Annotated in this window: 20 protein-coding genes; 9 read left to right on the forward strand and 11 right to left on the reverse strand. The window is 37.9% G+C overall.

All coding sequences use genetic code 11. The annotated features are described in order from the left end of the window. Nucleotide 1 precedes the first annotated feature (1 nt). From msbA to RMB06_RS14240, 8 genes are all read right to left on the reverse strand, one after another. A complete protein-coding gene (gene msbA, locus RMB06_RS14205; RefSeq protein ID WP_068611362.1) occupies nucleotides 2–1,729 on the reverse strand; it encodes a lipid A export permease/ATP-binding protein MsbA in 1,728 nt (575 codons plus the stop codon). Continuing rightward, entirely contained in the window at nucleotides 1,726–2,154 is a 429-nt protein-coding gene (locus tag RMB06_RS14210; RefSeq protein WP_005069548.1) for a biopolymer transporter ExbD, read from the reverse strand. The genes msbA and RMB06_RS14210 overlap by 4 nt, the downstream gene beginning before the upstream one ends. 15 nt (nucleotides 2,155–2,169) lie before the next feature. Continuing rightward, nucleotides 2,170–2,805 carry a MotA/TolQ/ExbB proton channel family protein gene (locus RMB06_RS14215; protein WP_311080037.1) on the reverse strand — a complete coding sequence of 212 codons (636 nt, stop codon included), beginning with the start codon at nucleotides 2,803–2,805 and terminating at the stop codon, nucleotides 2,170–2,172. A gap of 50 nt (nucleotides 2,806–2,855) precedes the next feature. Further along, nucleotides 2,856–3,743 carry a ParB/RepB/Spo0J family partition protein gene (locus RMB06_RS14220; RefSeq protein WP_032034851.1) on the reverse strand — a complete coding sequence of 296 codons (888 nt, stop codon included), beginning with the start codon at nucleotides 3,741–3,743 and terminating at the stop codon, nucleotides 2,856–2,858. Beyond that, nucleotides 3,740–4,522 (reverse strand): ParA family protein, encoded by a 783-nt coding sequence (locus RMB06_RS14225; RefSeq protein WP_002121458.1) that lies wholly within the window; start codon nucleotides 4,520–4,522, stop codon nucleotides 3,740–3,742. Before RMB06_RS14225 ends, RMB06_RS14220 begins: the two co-directional genes overlap by 4 nt. Nucleotides 4,523–4,543: 21 nt before the next feature. Next, complete coding sequence (rsmG, locus tag RMB06_RS14230; RefSeq protein ID WP_311080038.1) at nucleotides 4,544–5,176, reverse strand: 16S rRNA (guanine(527)-N(7))-methyltransferase RsmG; 633 nt, start codon at nucleotides 5,174–5,176, stop codon at nucleotides 4,544–4,546. An 87-nt stretch (nucleotides 5,177–5,263) separates the two neighbouring features. Beyond that, nucleotides 5,264–5,953: an N-acetylmuramate alpha-1-phosphate uridylyltransferase MurU gene (gene murU / locus RMB06_RS14235; protein WP_002121402.1), complete on the reverse strand. Its 690-nt coding sequence runs from the start codon at nucleotides 5,951–5,953 to the stop codon at nucleotides 5,264–5,266. Beyond that, a complete protein-coding gene (locus RMB06_RS14240) occupies nucleotides 5,953–6,966 on the reverse strand; it encodes an aminoglycoside phosphotransferase family protein (RefSeq protein ID WP_069030651.1) in 1,014 nt (337 codons plus the stop codon). Before RMB06_RS14240 ends, murU begins: the two co-directional genes overlap by 1 nt. A 120-nt stretch (nucleotides 6,967–7,086) precedes the next feature. On the opposite strand from RMB06_RS14240, the gene RMB06_RS14245 reads away from it, so the two are divergent. Both RMB06_RS14245 and RMB06_RS14250 read left to right on the forward strand, forming a co-directional pair. Then, entirely contained in the window at nucleotides 7,087–9,522 is a 2,436-nt protein-coding gene (locus RMB06_RS14245; protein ID WP_311080042.1) for an LPS-assembly protein LptD, read from the forward strand. Further along, on the forward strand, nucleotides 9,522–10,832 hold the full coding sequence (locus RMB06_RS14250; protein ID WP_311080044.1) for a peptidylprolyl isomerase: 1,311 nt from the start codon (nucleotides 9,522–9,524) through the stop codon (nucleotides 10,830–10,832). Before RMB06_RS14245 ends, RMB06_RS14250 begins: the two co-directional genes overlap by 1 nt. A 118-nt stretch (nucleotides 10,833–10,950) precedes the next feature. Here the strand turns inward: RMB06_RS14250 and fba are convergent, their stop codons facing one another. From fba to RMB06_RS14265, 3 genes are all read right to left on the reverse strand, one after another. Then, a complete protein-coding gene (fba, locus tag RMB06_RS14255; protein ID WP_002121428.1) occupies nucleotides 10,951–11,988 on the reverse strand; it encodes a class II fructose-bisphosphate aldolase in 1,038 nt (345 codons plus the stop codon). 121 nt (nucleotides 11,989–12,109) lie between these two features. Then, entirely contained in the window at nucleotides 12,110–12,355 is a 246-nt protein-coding gene (locus RMB06_RS14260) for a hypothetical protein (protein ID WP_002121463.1), read from the reverse strand. A 123-nt stretch (nucleotides 12,356–12,478) separates the two neighbouring features. Further along, entirely contained in the window at nucleotides 12,479–13,666 is a 1,188-nt protein-coding gene (locus RMB06_RS14265) for a phosphoglycerate kinase (RefSeq protein WP_057070728.1), read from the reverse strand. Between the two features lie 138 nt (nucleotides 13,667–13,804). On the opposite strand from RMB06_RS14265, the gene RMB06_RS14270 reads away from it, so the two are divergent. The 7 genes from RMB06_RS14270 (at nucleotide 13,805) to RMB06_RS14300 (ending at nucleotide 19,968) form a co-directional block, all read left to right on the forward strand. Then, on the forward strand, nucleotides 13,805–14,188 hold the full coding sequence (locus RMB06_RS14270; protein WP_002121396.1) for a DUF2237 family protein: 384 nt from the start codon (nucleotides 13,805–13,807) through the stop codon (nucleotides 14,186–14,188). Continuing rightward, entirely contained in the window at nucleotides 14,188–14,781 is a 594-nt protein-coding gene (locus RMB06_RS14275) for a Maf family protein (RefSeq protein WP_311080048.1), read from the forward strand. The genes RMB06_RS14270 and RMB06_RS14275 overlap by 1 nt, the downstream gene beginning before the upstream one ends. A 30-nt stretch (nucleotides 14,782–14,811) precedes the next feature. Next, nucleotides 14,812–15,975, forward strand: a complete 1,164-nt coding sequence (locus RMB06_RS14280; RefSeq protein WP_311080049.1) for a cupin domain-containing protein — start codon at nucleotides 14,812–14,814, stop codon at nucleotides 15,973–15,975. Nucleotides 15,976–16,328: 353 nt separating this feature from the next. Next, nucleotides 16,329–16,892, forward strand: a complete 564-nt coding sequence (locus tag RMB06_RS14285) for a TetR/AcrR family transcriptional regulator (protein WP_002121343.1) — start codon at nucleotides 16,329–16,331, stop codon at nucleotides 16,890–16,892. A 468-nt stretch (nucleotides 16,893–17,360) separates the two neighbouring features. Then, on the forward strand, nucleotides 17,361–17,672 hold the full coding sequence (locus RMB06_RS14290) for a metalloregulator ArsR/SmtB family transcription factor (protein ID WP_002121379.1): 312 nt from the start codon (nucleotides 17,361–17,363) through the stop codon (nucleotides 17,670–17,672). A gap of 407 nt (nucleotides 17,673–18,079) precedes the next feature. Continuing rightward, nucleotides 18,080–19,282 (forward strand): serine/threonine transporter SstT, encoded by a 1,203-nt coding sequence (sstT, locus tag RMB06_RS14295; protein WP_057070726.1) that lies wholly within the window; start codon nucleotides 18,080–18,082, stop codon nucleotides 19,280–19,282. Between the two features lie 5 nt (nucleotides 19,283–19,287). After that, nucleotides 19,288–19,968: a YoaK family protein gene (locus RMB06_RS14300; protein WP_311080050.1), complete on the forward strand. Its 681-nt coding sequence runs from the start codon at nucleotides 19,288–19,290 to the stop codon at nucleotides 19,966–19,968. The last annotated feature ends 1 nt before the right edge of the window (nucleotide 19,969 follow it).

The following is a 19,969-nucleotide window of genomic DNA, read 5'->3' on the forward strand; positions in this document are numbered from 1 at the left end:
CTTAGTTATCCTCGAAATTACGCTGATGTAATTGATAATAAGCACCATGTTTTGCGAGGAGTTCTTGATGAGTACCTTGTTCAACAATTTGTCCTTGATCCATCACTACAATACGATCAGCATTCTCAATTGTTGATAAACGGTGAGCAATGACAATCGTAGTGCGGTCTTGCATCGCTTCATCAAATGCTTGCTGAATAAAATGTTCAGATTCATTATCAAGAGCACTTGTAGCTTCATCTAAAATTAGTATTGGAGCATTCTTTAAAATTGCTCGAGCAATAGCAATTCGCTGACGCTGACCACCAGATAAGTTTAGGCCCTGTGCACCTAAAACAGTATCATAACCATTTGGTAAATTCATAATGAAGTCATGTGCATATGCAGCTTTTGCAGCGGCATGAATTTCCTCATCTGATGCACCTTGCAACTGACCATACGCAATGTTTTCACGAACAGTACGATTAAATAATACAACTTGCTGATTTACCATTGCGATTTGTGTACGCAGACAAGAAAGCTCAATGTCATTAATTGGCAAACCATCTAAGTAAATTTGCCCACTTGATACTTCTTGGAAACGTACCAACATATTAACTAATGAGCTTTTACCAGCGCCTGAACGTCCAACTAATGCTACAGTTTGACCAGGAAGAATATCTAAAGAGAAATCTTTAATAGCCTGTACGCCATCAGCATAATTTAATGCCACATGATCAAAACGAATCGCACCATTTAGTTTAGGTTTCAACTGACCATTATTTTGCTCTTCAGGCAAATCCAATAGTTCAAAAACAGAATGAGCTGCTGCTAAACCACGTTGTAACTTTTCATTAACGTCAGTTAAGTTTTTTACTGGTTTTGCTAATAAACCAGCAGCTGTAAGGTAAGCCACGAACTCACCAGCACTAGTATTACCTAAAATCTGTGGTCGTAAAGCTAACCATACAATAAGGGCCATCGCACAAGCCATTACTACCTGAACCACAGGACTATTCAGGTTTTGTACAATTACCATTTTTAAACCACGTTTTAAGTTTTCTTCTGATGACTTATAGAACCGTTCTTGTTCAGACTCTTCACCAGCAAAAGTTTTTACTACAGCATTACCATTGATACTCTCTTGAACAACGTGGTTCACGTCACCCATCGTATCTTGAACCTGTAATGAGAGTTTTCGCATACGTTTTGAAGCTTTACGTACCAATACACCAATTACAGGTAAAAATACAAAAATACATAGCGTAAGACGCCAATTGGTATAAAACAGGTAGCCTAACAGTCCCAGAGTAATCATCCCATCCCTAACAATGGTTCTTAATGACTCCGAAGAAGCTGCCGTTAGCTGCTCAACGTTATACATAATCTTGGCAGTAATATGGCCAGATGAATTATCTAGGTAATATTGTGCCGGTAGTCTTAAAAGTTTGGCATAAACTTCTTGGCGAATACTAAAAACTAAACTACGTGAAATCACCGCAGTATAGTAACCTCCCATAAAAAGGCCTAAACCACGGAAAAAAACCAATAAAATGATTAATAATGGGAACCAATCCAAATCACCTCTACTGCCATTTTGGATTGCATCAATAATAAATTTAATCAATTTAGCAACGGAGACTTCTGTTGCTGAGTTAATACCGAACCCGATAAGAACTAATAAGGCCACGCCCCAATAAGGTTTTAAATAGGCTATGAGACGCAAATAAACCTTAAAATCTTGATTCACTCAGAAAAACCTCTAGAAGGAACTTTGGTACTAATATTGATGTTAACAAAACCGAGTTGTCCTGCTACATCCATAACGCGAATTACATCCTGATGAGACGCTTTGGCATCCGCAGCAATGATAAACATAAAATCACGGCGCTCTTGAGCAACTTGCTTAATCGCAGTACTCAGATCAGCAACCTCTTTAGACGAAAGTGCCTGACCATTTACAGCATAATGACCAGAAGAGTCTACCACGACTTCAATTTTGTGATCGTACTGTTTTGGTGGAACACCTTGTGCATCTGGTAACGTTAAATTGAGGCGACTTGGCTGATTAAAAGTAGTCGATAGTAATAAAAAAACCAAAATGAACAACAAACAGTCAATCATAGGCGTTAAATTGATATGAATGTCTTCAACCTGAGAACGTTTAAATTTCATCTGGCTATTCACCCATCATCCAACACGACGATGTTCTGCTATAGACGAGGAACGTTTATAGAACAATGAGGCATGAAATAAAGTCGATTGCTGCTCTAGTTCAGCAATATAATCTTGTACTAATCTTTGGAAATAGCGATAGGCAACTAAAGCAGGAATCGCAATTAACATTCCCACAGCTGTAGTAATAAGCGCTTTAGAAATACCCGGAATCATTAAACTTGGACTACCTGCCGATCCAAAATCAATCACAAGGAATGACTCAATAATCCCAACTACTGTACCAAGCAGCCCTAATAAAGGCGCCACAGCACTCAAAGTCCCCAAAAAATTAATATTTTTCTCTAAATAAGAAATTTCTTGAGAAGCGGCTACTTCCATTTGTGCACGTGCAAATTGCTCGCCATGCTCACGATGATTAAAACCTGCTTTTAAAATGTGAGCCAATGCGCTGTTTTGCACTTCTACATTTTGTTCCAAATTTTCCACAATATCTTCAGTTCTTAACGAACTATCATCAATTAATGCTTTGGGTAGAACTTGTGAACGTCTTAACCGAACAAAACGTTCAATGCTGATCGCAACAGTTAAAATTGAGCACAGAATTAAAGGCAGCATCAACCAGCCACCCGCTCTCACAAGTTCCCACATATCTTCTTCCCCAAGAATATAAAATTAGAAATATATGACCCAAATGCAAATTAATCAGGCAAACAAATATTTAAAATGCCATCTAACTCATCTAAGGTATGGTAATGAATAACAAGCTTACCCTTACCTTTTTGATTATGATCAATTTTCACATTAGCGCCAAAACGCTCTGATAATTTTTGTGTCAATTGTTCAATATCAGGTGCTACAGGTGCTTTTTCCTTCTCCTGCTTAGGCTCACTTCTATCACGCACCAATTGCTCTGTTTGACGAACAGATAGTCCTTTTTCAATTACGATTTTAGCAACGTCTAATTGATCTTTACCCTTTAACGTCAAGATAGCTCGAGCATGCCCCATATCAAGCTGGCCTTGCTGCATGAAATCTTTAATTTCATCCGCCAAACTCAACAAACGAAGTAAATTACTTACCGTAGTACGTGCTTTCCCTACTGTGTCAGCAATTTCTTGATGGCTCAAACCGAATTCATCATGAAAACGCTGCAAGGCTATAGCCTGATCAATCGGATTTAAATCTTGACGCTGAATATTCTCAATAAGTGCTAACGCAATGGCAACCTGATCATTTAAATCACGAACAATTGCAGGAATTTCAGTTAAACCCGCAAGTTGCGCTGCACGCCAGCGACGTTCACCCGCAATGATTTCGTATGGATGTGATTCATCATCAACTGGACGAATTACAATAGGTTGCATCACTCCATGTTTTTCAATAGAAGATGCTAACTCTTGCAAATCATGCTCATGAATAAAGCGACGTGGTTGATATTCACCACGTTTCAATAAATTTACATCAATTTGTTTCAACTGTCCGTGGTCAAGTGCCTGTGCTTCCAGTTGTAATTTTTCTTTTTGAATTGAACCAAGTAATGCATCTAAACCACGTCCTTTAGCCAATCCGCGTTTTTTGATGCTCATACTTTACTTCCTTTCTTCACTTTACTTTTCTTCAACATCTCAGCTGCAAGATTTAAGTATGCAACTGCACCTTTAGAACTTTTCTCAAAATAGATAACAGGCAAACCATGCGCCGGCGCTTCTGCTAAGCGAACATTACGCGGAACGACAGTATCATAAAGTTTTTTTCCGAAATACTGTTCTAACTCAGCAGATACATCACGTGTTAAAGCATTTCGTGCATCGTACATTGTACGTAATACACCAATAATCTCTAAATCAGGATTTAATGCCTTTTGAATACGATCTATAGTCTGGGTTAAATCAGCTAAACCTTCTAGCGCATAATATTCGCATTGCATTGGAATGATTACACTATCTACAGCTGCCAAAGCATTGACAGTAATCAAACTCAAGCTTGGCGCACAATCCACAATGATAAAATCAAATGAGTTTCGAATTTCATTCAAAGCATTTTTTAGAATGAATTCACGGCCCTCTTGTTCTGCAATAGCAAGCTCAACACCGGAAAGTTCACGATTAGACCCTAAAACTTTATATCCAACTTCTGCTTTTTGAATGGCCGTTTCAATTGGTACTTCACCAAGTAGAACATCCGTAATGGAATACAAAAGATCGTTCTTTTGAATACCAGACCCCATCGTAGCATTACCTTGTGAATCCATATCTACAAGTAATACACGTTTCTTTAATACAGCTAGAGACGCTGCAAGATTTACTGCAGTCGTTGTTTTACCAACACCACCCTTTTGGTTTGCAATCGCAATAATTTGAGCCATGGTAACCCTAATACTTTTTATTTAAATACGTTGAAGTAAAAGTAAATGACGTTGTTCATCAAGTCTTGGTACGCGCAGCTCAATCACTTTACATGAAAAGTCATACTTAAGTTGCTCAATTTCCTCAACTGGCACAACTCCTTTCATTGCTGCAATTATACTGCTTTGATGCAAGTATGGCTGAGCTGCATCCACAAAATCCATTAAAGAAGCAAAAGCGCGACTTGTAATCACATCAAATTGACCAAGCTCATCAATTGTATCTTGATTTTCAACACGTGTTTGCACGGCTACTACGTTTTTTAACTTAAGGTCAGCAATAAACTGTTTCAAAAAACGAATTTTCTTACCATTTGAATCAAGTAATACACATGAGCGTTCCGGCTGACATAAAGCAATGATCATGCCCGGCATACCACCACCTGTACCTACATCAAGCAAACGGCCTGTTGGCAAATCTTTCAAAATACTTAGGCTATCTAACAAATGCTTCACTAACATTTCTTTCGGATCACGAATCGCTGTTAGATTATAAGCTTTGTTCCAAAGTACCAAAGCATCTTGATACTTCAACAATAATGTCAAAGCTTCATCGCTAAGCGATAAACCTAATTTTTGACTACCCTGTTGTAACTCTTGAAAAAACGGATGCATAAACAGATAACATCTAAGTAAAATTTAAAACAAAGTATACCCATTTATGCATCGTGGAACACTAGTTAACGATTAGGGATTACACACTTAATCGTAGAAGCCTTCACGAATTTGCAAATCTAGCTCCATTAAACGCTCAGGCGTTCCCACATCTACCCATGCACCTTTAAGCTTTTCACCAGATATTTTCTGATTATGCATCGCTTGCTTCAATAGTGGAGCTAAAGGACGCTTACCCGCTTCCAATCCGTCAAAAAGTTTAGGATGAATAACAGATAGACCACTAAAAGTGAGGTTTTCGCCCGTCACATCTTGATCGAATGTAAAAGCGCGCCCATCCAATAATGTAAAGTCGCCTTCAGGATGCTGTTTAGGATTATCAACCAATACAAGATGTGCCAAATCATCATTTAGCTTAATATGGCGCAGACCTTCAAAATCCATTGTGGTCCATACATCCCCATTCACCAGAATAAAAGGATCTGTTCCAAGCAGTGGCAAAGCATTAATAATTCCACCAGCTGTTTCTAGCCCTTCATCCTCCCGTGTCCAACGGATATCAACACCAAATTGAGAGCCATCACCTAAACTACTGATAAGTTTGTCGGCCAACCATGCAGAATTGATGACTATTTCAGTCACACCAATTTTCTTAAGTTTTTCAATGTGCCATACAATAAGGGGTTTACCACCCACCTCGAGCAAAGGCTTTGGTGTATATAGCGTAAGTGGACGCATACGATTGCCCAAGCCAGCAGCAAGAATCATTGCTTTCATTATGCTGCTACCTCATAGCTACCATATTTCTCGATAAATTTAGGCATCACGTTGTTATTCATAAATACCATAAACTCTTCAAGCTCAGCGTAACCACGGCTTTCTTCAAGCAAATACCACATGACACGTGGTAAATCCTTCAAATAACCTGACTTACCATCGCGTTCAAACAAGCGAACAAAAATACCTAGAATTTTAATATGGCGTTGAATCGCCATTAAATCTGCATCACGTTTAAATTGATCAAAGCTACGGTTCTGTTTAGTCGACGCTGGTAACAGGTCATAAAACACTTTAAACCATTGATAAACACGATCAGCGTTCCATTGAACATATGCATCACGAGTAATCGAAATTAGATCATATGTATCAGCGCCAATAACAGCATCTTGGAAGTCGATTACCCCTAATTCTTGCTCATCGGTAATTTTCATCAAATTTCGACTATGAAAATCTCGATGTACAATAACTTGTGGTTGGGCTAATGCAGCATGAGCCAAGAAGTCAAATGCATTATCAATCGTTTTTTTCTGTTCAGCAGTCGGCTGAATAGAAAGCGACGGTAACATCCAGTCTGTGAGTAGATGCATTTCCGACATTAATTTTTCGTAAGAATAAGCTGGGAACTGATTAGTCCCGTCAATAGATTGCAATTGAATAAGTTGTTTAAAACTTTGTTCGTAGTATTTATCAACAGTTTCATTAGTTAATAATGTCGACAAAAGCACATCACCAAAGTCTTCTAACAATAGAAAACCTTGAGCCAGATCTTTCGCAACAATCTGAGGCACACGTACGCCATGGCTCGCAAAAAACTCGTCAATGGTCACAAACGGAACACAGTCTTCTTTTTCTGGAGGGGCATCCATGAGCATATACGTTTTATTTTGTAACTCGATACGCGCATAACGGCGGAAGCTTGCATCACCTGCTAAAAAAGCGATCTTAAATTGATCATTTTCAAGAACAGATGTAAGCCATGTATATATCAATTGTTCACGTTGTGTATTCATTTGCAATAAAATCTAAAACAAGCTGAGATTTTTGAAGGGTTAAGTGTAGCCACTTATAAACTTTTTCTCTATGATGCGACAATAATTAATTGTGAATTAGCATACTTGGTTAATGAGACAATGAAGCATCAGTTTAAATTTAATCCTTTAGCGACAGCTATTTTTACGCTCTTATGTGGCTCCATACAATCAAGTTATGCTGAGTCAACTGATGTTGTCTCCAATATAGACAATAATCAACTTAAAGCGAGCATTAAGGAAGCTTACCCAGGTCAAGAATTCTTTCAGCAATATTATGTTGATAAATCTGCACCTGAAGCCCAGCTTCGTGACAATAAATATTTAAGCTCGGCATTTTGCCAAGGCACATGGGTTACACCGATTAACCCTGAGACCAAAGCTTTAGATGCCGACAAAGCGACTTCTGTCGTTACGGCTAACTACGGACATTACAATCCAGCGGGTGATTCTGTTTTAGAAGGTGATGTCGTTATTGATCAGGAAGGACGCACAGTTCGTGCTGACAAAGTAACGATTGATAAAACCCAAACCTTTGCGCATGCACAAGGTCGAGTACAGTTAGCTCAAGGCGGGTTACTTTCACAGAGTGATGAAATTAATTACAACCTAAAAACCCAAACCGGGAATTTAGACAATAGTTTTTATATTTCTGAACAGCAACATGCCCATGGTCATGCAGGAAAAATCGAAAGAACCTCACCAAATGTTATGGTTCTTAATGATGCAACCTATACGACTTGCCCACCAGGCCAAAAACCTGGTTGGAAAATCCAAGCCAATAAAATTGAGTTAAATCAGGAAACTGGACGCGGCGTAACTCGTGGAACAAAATTATATGTTAAGGACGTTCCTGTTCTAGCTGTTCCCTATTTTAACTTCCCGATTGATGACCGCCGTACTACAGGTATCCTCAACCCACAATTTGGTTTCTCAAACGATGGCGGTGTTGAGCTTTCTGTTCCGGTTTATCTAAACCTTGCACCTAACTATGATTTGACACTTACTCCGCGATATTTAGCAGACCGCGGTGCAATGCTAAAAGGTGAATTTAGATATTTAACTGATGGCTTTGGTGCTGGTGAAATGTGGGGTGGCATCTTGCCATCTGACAAAGGTTATGATGACAAAGATCGTAAAGATTTCCATTTTTTACATAATTGGGATATCAACGACCAGTGGTCTACTAACCTCGAATATAACTATGCATCTGATAAAGATTATTTCTCCGACTTAGATAGCAGTCCTAACTCTAAAACTGATCTTAACTTACGTAGAGCTTGGGAACTTAACTACCAACATGGTATTCCAGGATTAAAAGCACAGCTTAAGGTCGAAGATTTCCAGACACTTGATCCTCAAGTTAAGGATGCAGACAAACCATATGCACGTTTACCACAATTCTTATTAAATTACGTCACTGGTAATCCACTAGGACTACAATACGAATTTAATAACGATACTGCATACTTTAAGAAATCAATTAATGATGATTCTGCCCAAGAAAGTAGTGGTACACGTTTCTATAACCAGTTTGCAACGCGCTATAATTACCGTACACCAGCAGCATTTGTGATCCCTGAAGTTTCTGTACGTTCTATTCAAACATTTTATGATAAAGACACTCAGTTAAATAACCCTGGCGGTTCTGAAAATAAATCAGTCGTTGTACCTCAGTTTACTTTAGACACTGGGCTAAACTTTGAACGTGATGGTAAGTACTTACAAACACTTACACCACGTGCTTTCTATGCATATGCGCCATACAAAAATCAAGATGGTTATCCTAACTTTGACTCAACCACTGCGTCAGTAAGTTATGATCAATTATTTAACCCTTACCGTTTTTATGGTCATGACCGCCTTGAAGACAACAACTTTTTATCATTGGGTGTGAGTTATAGCCTTTTTGACACAGTAGGTTTAGAACGTTTACGTGCAAGCGTAGGCCAAAGTTACTATTTCGAAGATCGACGTGTCACTTTAAAACAAGGTCAAGACGAATTTGACACCGAGCGTAACACTGGTCCTGTTGTTAGCCTATCTAGCCAACTTAATCAAAACTTTACCATTGCTGCCAACTCAGCTTGGATGTCGAATGGTGACAATGCTCAACGTGACTTCCAGCTTTACTATACAGGTGATAAAGGAAATCTATATAACTTAGGCTATTTCTATCGTAAAGACATTCCTGGTCGTCAAGATACTTATGACCAAGTGGTTGCATCGTTTATACAACCAATTAAAGACAATTGGCGTATTATGGGCCACGTACAATATGACATGGACAATGATGTTGCCCGCGAACTCTTGCTAGGAGTTAACTATGAGTCATGTTGCTGGGGTATTTCTGTCTATGGCCGTTCATACTATAACGATCTAGACGATCCAAAATCTCCAGATGTTAGTGAAAAGCGCGCGATCATGGCCGAAATTACACTAAAAGGTTTAGGTGGTTTAAACAATAAACTCGCGTCTTTACTTGAAAATCGCGTTTTAGGTTTTAACAAAATTAATCAATCTTGGACACAACGTTAATGAAGACAAAGCATCTTAAACAGTTTTTTAAAGCAACTACACTTGCTGCCCTAATCTCTTCATCAATGCATAGTTTTGCCCAACCCGCTGATGAAGTTGTGGCAATTGTGGACAATAGCGTAATTTTAAAAAGCGATCTTCAACAAGGTATGGCTGAAGCAGCTCATGAACTGCAAGCTCAAAAGAAAGAAGTGCCACCTCAGCAATACTTACAGTTTCAGGTATTAGATCAACTCATCTTGCGTGAGGCACAACTTGAACAAGTTAAAAAATATGGCATCAAACCTGATGAAAAAAGCTTAAATGAAGCAGTCTTAAAAGTAGCAAGTCAATCTGGAAGTAAAAGTTTAGAAGCTTTCCAGCAAAAATTAGATGCTATGGCTCCGGGAACTTATGAAAGTTTACGTGGCCGAATCGCTGAAGATTTAGCGATTAGCCGTTTGCGCCAACAACAAGTGATGTCTCGTATTAAAATTAGTGATCAAGATGTAGAAAACTTCTTAAAATCACCTCAGGGACAAGCTGCGCTAGGTAATCAAGCACATGTAATTCATATGCGCATTTCTGGTGACAATGCACAAGAAGTTCAATCTGTAGCTCAAGAAGTGCGTTCAAAGCTTGCTCAAAGTAATGATATAAATGCTTTGAAAAAACTTTCAACTGCAAATGTAAAAGTTGAAGGTGCTGATATGGGTTTCCGCCCACTGTCTGATATTCCTGCTGAACTTGCGGCTCGTATTACACCATTACAAGATGGTCAAACGACTGACTTAGTTTCAGTACGTGATGGTGTACATGTTTTAAAGCTTCTTGAACGCAAACAAAATGAGCAAAAAGCTTTAGTACCTCAATTTCAAACCCGCCACATTCTCATTCAGCCATCTGAAGTAGTGACTCTTGAGAATGCTAAGCAAATTATTGATAACATCTATAAACGCTTAAAAGCTGGTCAAGATTTTGCAACACTTGCAGCAACCTATTCAAATGACACAGGCTCAGCACGTGATGGTGGAAGTTTGGGTTGGGTAACACCTGGAATGATGGTTCCTGAATTTGATAAAAAAATGCAGGAAATTCCAGTAGGTGAAATTAGCGAACCTTTCCAAACTCAATTCGGCTGGCATATCTTACAAGTAACAGAGAAACGTGAAAAAGATATGACGCACGAATATCAAGAGCGTATGGCACGTCAAATTTTAGGTGAACGCCAATTTAACACTGAGATTGATAGCTGGTTACGTGAAGTACGTGCAAATGCATATGTAGAAATCAAAGATCCAAGTCTAGATAAAAAGAACTTACAAAAGTAAGTCTTTTTATCTCCATCAAAACCTGTGTTTATCACAGGTTTTTTTATGAATGAAATGTATGTAATAAAAAACCGGTTATATAAATAACCGGTTTCTATAAATTAAACCCTGACGGGAATTATTTATAGCGATCAACCATTTTCTCTAAAGAAATCGGACGAATCTTGTCAGCATTTCCAGCTGTACCAAACGCTTCATAACGATCAATACAAATTTGCTTCATTGAATCTACAGTTTTAGCAAAGTATTTACGTGGATCGAATTCAGCTGGGTTTTCAGCCATAAACTGACGAATTGCACCAGTAGATGCTAAGCGTAAGTCTGTATCGATATTGATCTTACGCACACCATGTTTAATTGCTTCTACAAGCTGCTCAACAGGTACACCATAAGTCTCTTTAATATCACCGCCAAACTCATTGATTACTTTCAACCATTCTTGCGGCACAGAACTTGAACCATGCATAACAAGATGAGTATTTGGTAACGCTGCATGAATTTCTTTAATGCGGTCAATTGCCAAGATATCGCCTGTAGGTGGACGAGTGAACTTGTAAGCACCATGTGAAGTACCTACAGCAATCGCTAATGCATCTACATTAGTATCGGCAACAAACTGAGTCGCTTCTTCAACAGAAGTAAGAAGTTGTGAGTGATCAAGTACACCTTCAGCACCAACACCGTCTTCTTCGCCAGCCATACCAGTTTCAAGGCTACCTAAACAGCCAATCTCACCTTCGACAGAAACACCACATGCATGCGCTAAAGCAACGACATTACGAGTTACATCAACATTGTATTCGTAAGAAGTAGGTGTTTTACCATCTGTACCTAATGAACCGTCCATCATCACTGAGCTAAAGCCAAGCTGAATTGAACGCTGACAGATATCGGGGCTTGTTCCATGGTCTTGATGCATTACCACTGGAATATGCGGCCATTCTTCAATTGCAGCCAAAATAAGATGGCGTAAGAATGGAGCGCCTGCATATTTGCGAGCTCCAGCTGATGCTTGAACAATTACAGGTGAATTGGTTGCATCCGCGGCAAGCATAATTGCACGCATTTGTTCTAAGTTATTTACGTTAAATGCTGGTACGCCGTAGTTATGTTCAGCAGCGTGATCCAAGAGCTGGCGCATTGAAATGAGTGCCATAATATCCTCCCAGGTAGTGCGGCTTATTCTACCCTGTCATTTATTTCAATTCAGCAACAAATCACAGTATTTCAAAAAAAATCCCTGCATTTGCAGGGATTTTTTAACAAAAAACAACAAATTAATGTGTTTCTGAAGCAGCAGCCTCACTTGGCGCACTACCTTCAACCACATCTGTATTCTTTTCATCTAGAACTGGCTTATCAATCGCATCAATTGCTGCTTGTTGCTCAGGCGTTACTTTTTCAGAAACAGCAGTAGATGCAGCTGATTCTTGCCCCGCTTGAGATGCTTCATCTTTCTTAGCACAAGCAGTCAACATCATCGGTACAATTAACATAGCAGCAAATGTAAGCTTTAAATTCATCACTATTTTCCACAGTTGGTGATTTAATACTCGACATTTTATTGCAAATATATGACAGTTTAATGACTTATCAATGAAAAAGGGATTGGTTACCCAATCCCTTCTTATTTCTATATAACAGTATTAAGCACGTTCAAGCAAAACAGCAACTGCTGGCAATGTTTTTCCTTCAACAAACTCAAGGAATGCACCACCACCTGTAGAAATATAACCAATTTGATCAGCGACGTTATATTTATCAATCGCAGCTAATGTATCTCCACCACCAGCGATCGAGAATCCTTCCGATTGAGCGACCGCAAGAGAAAGCGCTTTGGTACCCTCACCAAATTGATCTACTTCAAATACGCCTACCGGACCATTCCAAAGGATCGTTTTTGATGTTGTTAAAATATCAGCAAATGCTTTAGCTGTTTCTGGACCAACGTCTAAAATCATATCATTTGCAGTCACATCTTCTACTTTCTTCACAACAGCTTGAGCTGCTGCTAAAGAACCTAAGAAATCTTCAAAATTAATTTGCGATGCATCCGCAACTACAACATCTGTAGGAAGTGGGACACTTACTTTAGCAGCAATTTGTTTAGCAGTTTCAACCAAGTCAGCTTCATATAATGATTTACCAACGTTAAAGCCAGCAGCTGCTAAGAATGTATTTGCAATACCGCCACCAACGATCAGTTGATCACAGATACTAGAAAGTGAGTTTAAAACATCGAGTTTAGTTGAAACTTTAGAACCAGCAACAATTGCAACCATTGGTTTTTCAGGAGTTTGCATTGCACGGCCTAGTGCATCCAACTCAGCAGCCAACAAAGGACCAGCAGCAGCAACTGGAGCGAAACGAGCTACACCTTCAGTAGATGCTTCTGCACGATGGGCAGTACCAAATGCATCCATAACAAATACGTCACATAATGCAGCATATTTTTGAGCGAGCTCTGGATTATTTTTCTTTTCGCCATGGTTAAAGCGTACATTTTCAAGCAATACAACTTGACCAGCTTCAACTTCAACGCCTTCTAGATAATCTGTTAATAATTTAACTTCTTGGCCCAATACTTCTGTTAAATAAGCAGCGACTGGTGCAAGTGATTGTTCTGGCTTTGGTTCACCTTCAACAGGACGACCTAGATGTGAACATACCATCACTGCTGCGCCTTTATCTAAAGCAGCTTTAATAGTTGGTAATGCTGCACGTAAGCGAGCATCGCTAGTAATCACACCATTTTTGACAGGAACGTTTAAATCTTCACGAATAAGGACACGTTTGCCTGTTAAGTTAAGGTCAGTCATACGCTGAAAATTCATGTAAAGCTCTCTTTATGATTTTAAAAACGCGCCAATTTTAAATGATTACATCAAAAAAGGTTAGTTTTTTTGCATAAAAGCTGTAGAAAGCCCCAGTTTTGATTATGATAGAGGTAGTTATTTGATATTTCACCCATTATGTCTATTCATCCAGATCCACAAATCAATCGCTTAAATGTTTTAGGGGAACCTTTAGCAAGTTGTTGCTTTGACCCTATTACAGGCTATTTTAGAAATGGTTTCTGCCACACAGCAGTAACAGACCTTGGTCAGCACACCGTATGTGCACAAATGACCTCTGATTTCTTAAATTTCTCTCAGAAAATTGGTAATGACCTTATTACTCCTTTGCCAGAAGTAGGTTTCCCTGGTCTGAAACCGGGTGATTTCTGGTGTATCTGCGTAACTCGCTGGGTAGAGGCTTATCAAGCTGGTGAAGCCCCTCCTATTAAAATACATGCATGTCATCAAGCTGTATTAAGCTATGTACCTTTAGATGTATTAATGGAATTTGCAGTGTAATGGTTCAGCCACAAATTATTTTGGCATCGAGTAGTCAAACTCGCAAAGACTTAATGGACCGTCTTGGAATTAATTATATTTGTATTAGTCCCGATATTGATGAAAGTCCTCGCGATGAAACCCATGCCGATGAACTTGCAAAAAGGCTCGCTTTCACAAAAGCTCAAGTGATTGCTGAACAGAACCCATCAGCCATCGTTATTGGTTCAGATCAAGTTGCTTGGCAAGAACATGCTCCGCATGACTTTATTGGCAAACCGATGACTAGTGAAAATGCTAAAGCACAACTAGCCGAAAATTCTGGTCGAACTGTTTTTTTTAGTACAGCGCTTAGCGTGCAATGGCTCGATAGAAACTTTGAACAAACGCTTGTTGAACATTATCAAGTTAAATTTCGAAACCTGAATCAAGCTGAAATTGAACGATACGTTTTATTAGATCAGCCACTACATTGCGCTGGCAGCTTTAAGTGTGAAAGTTTAGGAATTAGCTTGTTTGAAAAAATGATAGGCCAAGACCAGACCACACTGATGGGTCTTCCTATGATTCAACTTTGCCATATTTTAAGGCAACTTGATCTACAAATTCCTTAATTCTAGATATTTTATAAATAGGTTATTTCCATGACAGAACCTTTAACAGTTTTAGGCGGCATTACTGCCGAGCAATTTTTAGCAGAGTATTGGCAGAAAAAACCTTTACTGGTGCGTAACGGATTGCCAGAGATTGTAGGTCTTTTACAACCCCAGGATGTGCAAGAACTTGCCTTGGAAGAACATGCAAGTGCCAGACTGATTCGCCAAAAAGATAAAAATCCAAATGAATGGCACGTAAAGTCTTCACCTTTAACCAAAGGTGATTTTCAAAAGCTACCAAAATTATGGTCGATTTTAGTACAAGCAGTAGATCACTACTCTTTTGATCTTTCTGAACTTTGGAAAAAATTTCCTTTTATTCCTCAATGGCGCCGCGACGATATTATGGTGTCTTATGCACCTAAGGGTGGTTCAGTTGGGAAACATTTCGATTTCTATGATGTGTTTTTAGTTCAGGGTCATGGTCATCGTCGCTGGCAACTAGGTCAAATGTGCGATGTAAATACTGCATTTGTACCCAATCAACCACTAAAACTCTTACCAGAAATAGATGTGCAATTTGATGAGGTTTTAGCACCAGGCGATTTACTCTATGTTCCACCTGGAATGGCACATTATGGGGTCGCCGAAGATGACTGCCTAACTTTCTCATTTGGCTTTCGCATGCCAAACGTTGCAGGAATGATGGAACGTATTAGCGATCAATTTTCAGCTAATACTTTACTTCAAAATCCTGTTGTAGATATCGCACGCAAACAAATGAGTCAAATTGGTGAAATTAACTCAACTGAACTAAGCTATCTAAAAGACTTAGTTTTAGCTCAGTTGCAAGACTCTGCAGCACTTGATGCAGCAATCATGTCATATATGAGCGAACCTAAATATCCAGATAATATTCCAGAACCTGATGAGATCGAAGCCGATGATCTTCAAGAGATCTTACATGAAGGTTATGAAGTTCTATTAGAACCTGCCTCTCGCCTACTTTATACAGAAAATAACGGAATTCTAAACTTCTGGGGAAATGGCGAAGCGCTATGTATAGCTGAAACTTTCGCACCAAAATTAAAAGCTATTGCTGATGGAGAAAGCTTAGCTTTCAATAGCGAATTTAATGAGCTTGAAATCCTTGAAAATGTTGCTTACTTACTCAATGAATCTATTTTGATGCTTTTACCTCCTTCAGAGTAAGAAACTTTAATAAAAGTGGACTTTTCAAAGCAATGGGAAGTCCATTTTTAAATTGGCCGACAAACTCAAAAATAGATTTGTTTTTTGTTTATTAATTTCCCTTTTAAATTTTAAAATCGATTTATCGCAAAAATATTGAAGTTAAAAGATTTTGAAAAAAGGAGTATAATTATTTAAATATATAGCCTAAAACTCTTTACCTTTCCCTTAAAAGTAAAACTTCAGCGTTTAAAAAAATAATATCTTTTTTCTATCAATAACAAACAATACCTTGTAAAATTAAATTATCTAGATTCTCATTGATAAAGATCACCGTTCAAGCTAATAGCAATTCATTTGTGAGAGGCTAAAATATGTCGAAAAAAGATGACATTATTAACACTGCATTAAGACTTTTTAACTCGTATAGCTATAATTCTATAGGTGTAGATCGCATCATTAATGAATCTGGCGTTGCAAAAATGACTTTCTATAAGCATTTTCCATCAAAAGAAAAATTAATTGAAGAGTGTCTACTTCTTCGAAATACGCTTCTACAAAACTCTCTTACTTCTGCCTTATCAAAACATGATGAGTTAGACCCTCTTGCGAGAATTAAAGCAGTATTTTTATGGTATTCCGACTGGTTTAATAGTGAAGATTTTAATGGCTGCATGTTTCAAAAAGCCTTGGAAGAGGTTTTAAAACAATATCCTTCAACACATCAACCTGCCACTTTGTATAAAGCTTGGTTGACCCAACTCATGCAAAATCTTCTTAACCAGTATGATGTAAAAGAGCCAGTTCCCCTATCTTTACTACTCGTTAATATTTTGGAAGGTATGACCATACAGGCTCAAGTCGAACATGGTTCAATAAAAATTAATGATTACTGGACTCGAGTAGAAAAATTAATCGATTTCGAAAGAGCGGCATAAAAATAAAGCGTGATATTCTTCTTCTTATATTTAATGATTCTTCTTATGTATCACGCTGCGTCTGAAAGTCATTTTGGCTCACAATTAGACGTTTTTTTCGACCTTACTGAACCAAAATATACAGACCTGTCTGTACAAAAAAGATTATATATTTAAAAAATAAAAACTCAATCCTTTTTTATGATTTATCTCAAGATAAATTAGATTTAACTATTTATTGGAAGCAAATTGGAATTGTTTTAGATTGACCTCGTTTCACTTATACTTAACAATTACACTTATAACACAAAGAAACATTTTAGACACAAAAGAAATACAAATAGTTGTTTTTAATTAGAAAGACTACTTATTTATCAGTTCCCCTTATATTGCTTTTCAACAAAAACAATTGGATTGATTAGTTTTGCTACATTCATTTTCATAAGATCAATCTATACTATGCCCGCTATATTGATATAGGTATAAAGTATGAAAGATGGACTCCAAATCGAAGAAATGAAAAATGCGGCTGATTCAGTCGTTGGAATTCTTAAATCTTTGGCTAATACAGATCGTTTATTAATTTTATGTCACTTAGCTTATGAGGAGTTAAATGTTTCTCAAATTGAAGAGAAAACCCAAATTACCCAGCCCACTCTTTCACAACAACTTATGATGCTACGCAAAAGTGATGTTGTATCAACCCGGCGTGATGGCAAGCAAATTTTTTATTCAATTAAGGATGACAATATGCATTCAATTTTAAATACGCTTCATCAGCTGTACTGTGCAAGTAAATAATATTTTTAAATTATAAATTTATAATAATAGTAGTAACTTCCTGAAATATGCGATTTTTCAGCTTGAAAGCTTAGAGTCCAATCCAAGCACAAAGTTTTGAAAATTCGCGTAGCTTTTCTAAAAAGCTCAACCATATTTAACTTTTTGACCCTATATTGTCTTTAGCCTATTCCATGCTTTCACAGCTTTTTGATATACCTAGTTTTTTAATGAGCAATTAACAAGCAAAACCACCAACTATAAAATTTAAAATATTAAATTAAGACCAATAAAAACAATTATTTAATATTACCATCAAGTATAAATACTTATAGGTGCTATAAAAAAGCTTAAGATTCACATCACTTAAGTATAAAATACTCCGCTTGTTCAACCTTTAGCCATGATTAGGTTAATAAGGCCTTTATATGCTTGCATTCTTTTCTCGATTAAGCTTAGTCACTAAGATTATTATCGCCATTATTCTAGGGATAGGCGTTGCATTACTATTTCCGAACGTTACGCCTTACTTAAGTTTATTTGGTGAGCTTTTCATTAAAGCCTTAAAGTCGGTTGCCCCTATTTTAGTTTTTGTATTGGTGCTTTCTTCTATTGCCAACTTCCAAGTGGGTCATAGCGCCAATTTACGCCCAATTATGATTCTATATGTGGCAGGTATGTTGCTTGCAGCTTTCACAGCTGTGATTGTCAGTCTTTCTTTTCCAAGCACATTATTCCTCAATACAGTTTCACATAATGACTTACAAGCGCCTGGTAGTCTCGCAGATATATTAAAAAACTTGCTCTTAAGCTTTATTGCGAACCCTGTTCAAGCAATTAGTGAAGCTAACTTTATTGGTATTTTAGCTTGGGCAATTGGCCTAGGTTTAGCTATGCGCCATAGTTCAGATACCACAAAACAAGTGATGCAGGATGTTTCACATGCTGTAAGCGCTATTATTCATAAAGTAATTGCTTTTGCACCAGTCGGTATTTTCGGATTAGTTGCTGTGACTTTTGCCGATGCCGGTCTTGCAACACTTGAAAGCTATGCACAATTATTAGTGGTATTGTTAGGTACCATGTTCTTTGTTGCTTTAGTTATCAATCCTATTCTTGTTGCCCTTACTATACGTGGAAATCCATACCCTCTCGTATTCAAGTGTCTAAAAGAAAGTGGTATTACAGCTTTCTTTACTCGAAGCTCAGCAGCAAACATTCCAGTTAACTTAGATTTGGCAGAGCGTTTAGGTGTTAACCCATCTACAGCTAGTGTGTCTATTCCTTTAGGTGCAACAGTAAATATGGCAGGTGCAGCAGTCACGATTACTGTACTTACATTAGCTACTGTACATACGCTTGGTATTCATGTTGATTTTGCGACAATGGTTATTTTATCAGTTGTTGCTACTATTTCAGCTTGTGGTGCTTCTGGTGTTGCTGGTGGTTCTTTACTACTTATTCCTGTAGCTTGTAGTCTATTTGGTATTTCAACAGAAATTGCGATGCAAGTTGTAGCGGTTGGTATGATTATCAGTGTATTGCAAGACTCTACAGAAACAGCCCTTAACTCATCTACAGATGTATTATTTACTGCAGCTGTAGATATTCGCTCTAAACAAACGTCTTAAACAAAATGCCATTTCAACGTCTACCAAACTGGTTCCAACTTGGAGCCTTTTTACTGGCTTTTAATGCCGGAATGATTAATGTATTAGGGTTAATTACTCTTTTGCATCAATCTATTTCACATATGACTGGCAACGTTAGTATGCTGGCTATGAGTTTGGTAGCGTGGCAACCCGAACATATCATTTTTTTACTTCTAGTGATTATTTGCTATGTTTGCGGTTCATTTTATAGTGGTTTTATTTTAGGTAGCAGTCATTTTCGACTAGGTCGTCGTTATGGCTTACCTTTGAGCCTTGTTGCGTTATTCATTTTCCTTTGCTGGTTATTGCTTCCTTATTTTCCACGCTATGGATTATTATGGGCTTGTACGGCAATGGGTTTACAGAATGCGATGGTAAGCCACTACAAAGGAACAATTATTCGCACCACCCATCTATCTGGTGTGCTGACTGATATTGGTTTAGCACTTGGGTATAAAGCCAGAGGCTTAATTGTAGAAAATCGACGTATTGTTTTACATTTACTTATTCTTGCTGGCTTCTTACTGGGTGGAATTCTTGCAGCTTCAGTACATCCATATTTGAAACTACAATCATTTTTGTTGCCAGCAATTTTAAGCTTAGCCTTAAGTATTTCTTACTGGATAGTTTATCTCTATAGTACTTCAACTTCACACAAGGACTAAG

The organism is Acinetobacter sp. V104_13 (assembly GCF_031798995.1).
Taxonomy (GTDB): domain Bacteria; phylum Pseudomonadota; class Gammaproteobacteria; order Pseudomonadales; family Moraxellaceae; genus Acinetobacter; species Acinetobacter pittii.